At 62.0% G+C, this 1,636-nt stretch carries 1 protein-coding gene; it reads right to left on the minus strand.

Translation table 11 applies throughout. The features are described 5' to 3' along the window. Positions 1-64: 64 nt before the first annotated feature. Positions 65-1,606, minus strand: a complete 1,542-nt coding sequence (gene narH / locus B2M20_RS14950; RefSeq protein ID WP_079447846.1) for a nitrate reductase subunit beta — start codon at positions 1,604-1,606, stop codon at positions 65-67. Positions 1,607-1,636 lie beyond the last annotated feature (30 nt).

A 1,636-nucleotide genomic window follows, 5' to 3' on the forward strand; every position in this document is an offset into this window, starting at 1 on the left:
CGCGAGACGGGTCCGAATGCATAACCCGGATACCGTCTCGCGCCTTGCCGTGCGGGAAGAGGGCCTATGGTCCTCTTGCCGGATCGGTGTGGAAGCCGACGCCGACCGCACCCTTGCGGATCGGATAGTTGTGAGAGACCGGGTCGAGCTGCGGGAACAGAGCATCAACCGCCGTCTCACGCTCCATCGGCGGAACAACAAAGCGTTCCTCGAAGGTCGGCATCGAGGTGAGCCGCCAGATCGCCTCGACCTCCGCCGCGGTGGTCTTGCCTTCCGCCAGCGCCCGCTGCACCTCCTCGTCCGGAATGTCCTTGACCTTCCTCGAACGCATGTAGACGCGCACCGCCACCAGCTTCTTGTAGACACCGCGGATGATGTCCTCATTGCCGCCCGCCAGCAAGCTCGCCATATAGCGGAGCGATACGCGTGACCGTTCCAGCGAGCTCATCAACGGTCCCAGCCGCGCTTCGTGAGCAATGTTGTCGTACACGCCGTTCTCCACCTTGGCCAGAACCGGCCCCAGCGGCGGCACGTAGAACAGCATCGGCAACGTGCGGAACTCCGGATGCAGCGGCAGCGCGATGCCCCACTTCTTGACGAACTGGTAGACCGGCGACTGTTGTGCCGCAGTGATCTTCGCACTGGGAATCCCGTTGGCTCTCGCGGCCGCGATGATCTCCGGATCGAACGGATCCTTGATGATGTTGCGCTGCGCCATCACCAGCTGATCCTGCGGCGACTTGGCCGTCTCCTCGATCGCGTCCGCATCGTAAAGCACGAGGCCGATATACCGGATGCGTCCCACGCAGGAGTGGAAGCACGCCGGCGGCTGGCCACTCTCCAGACGCGGATAGCAGAGGATGCACTTCTCGGCCTTGCCGGTCGACCAGTTGAAGTAGGTCTTCTTGTACGGGCAACCCGAGACGCACATGCGCCAGGCGCGGCAGCGCTCCTGGCTCACCAGCACCACGCCGTCCTCGCCGCGCTTGTAGAGCGCGCCCTGCGGGCACGCCGCCACACAGCCCGGATTGAGGCAGTGATTGCAGATGCGCGGCAGATAGAAGAACACCGTGCTGTTGATCTCGTTGATCTGACGCATCTCCTCATCGGAGGCGCCGTCGAAGTTCGGATCGTTGTTCGCATAGACCTGCGAGCCGCCGAGGTCGTCGTCCCAGTTCGGACCGGCCTCGATCGTGTCCATGTACTTGCCGGTCACCATCGAAATCGCCCGCGCAGTCGGCTGCTCGTCGGCCAAGGGCGCGCTGATCAGGTTCTGGTAATCGTAGGTCCAGGGCTCGAAATAATCGTCGAGCGTCGGCAGATAGGGGTTGTAGAAGATGTTGGTGAGCGTTCCCCACTTGCCCTGCAGCCGCAGCCGAAGGCTCTTCTGCCTCTGACCGTCAACCACCCAGCCGCCGCGATACTTGGTCTGGTCTTCCCAACGTGTCGGGTAACCCGTACCCGGCTTGGTCTCCACGTTGTTCCAGTACATGTACTCGGTGCCCTTGCGATCGGTCCAAATGTTCTTGCACGCGATGCTGCAGGTGTGGCAACCGATGCACTTGTCCAAGTGAAAGACCATCGAAACTTGAGCTCGGATGTCCATGTGTATACTCCTTCGTTCCTATGGCTCGTT

The organism is Nitrobacter vulgaris (genome assembly GCF_002028545.1).
GTDB lineage: Bacteria > Pseudomonadota > Alphaproteobacteria > Rhizobiales > Xanthobacteraceae > Nitrobacter > Nitrobacter vulgaris.

Bases quoted from the DNA above. Each gene is read 5' to 3' on its own strand.
- narH (WP_079447846.1), bottom strand. From the start codon at position 1,606: ATGGACATCCGAGCTCAAGTTTCGATGGTCTTTCACTTGGACAAGTGC.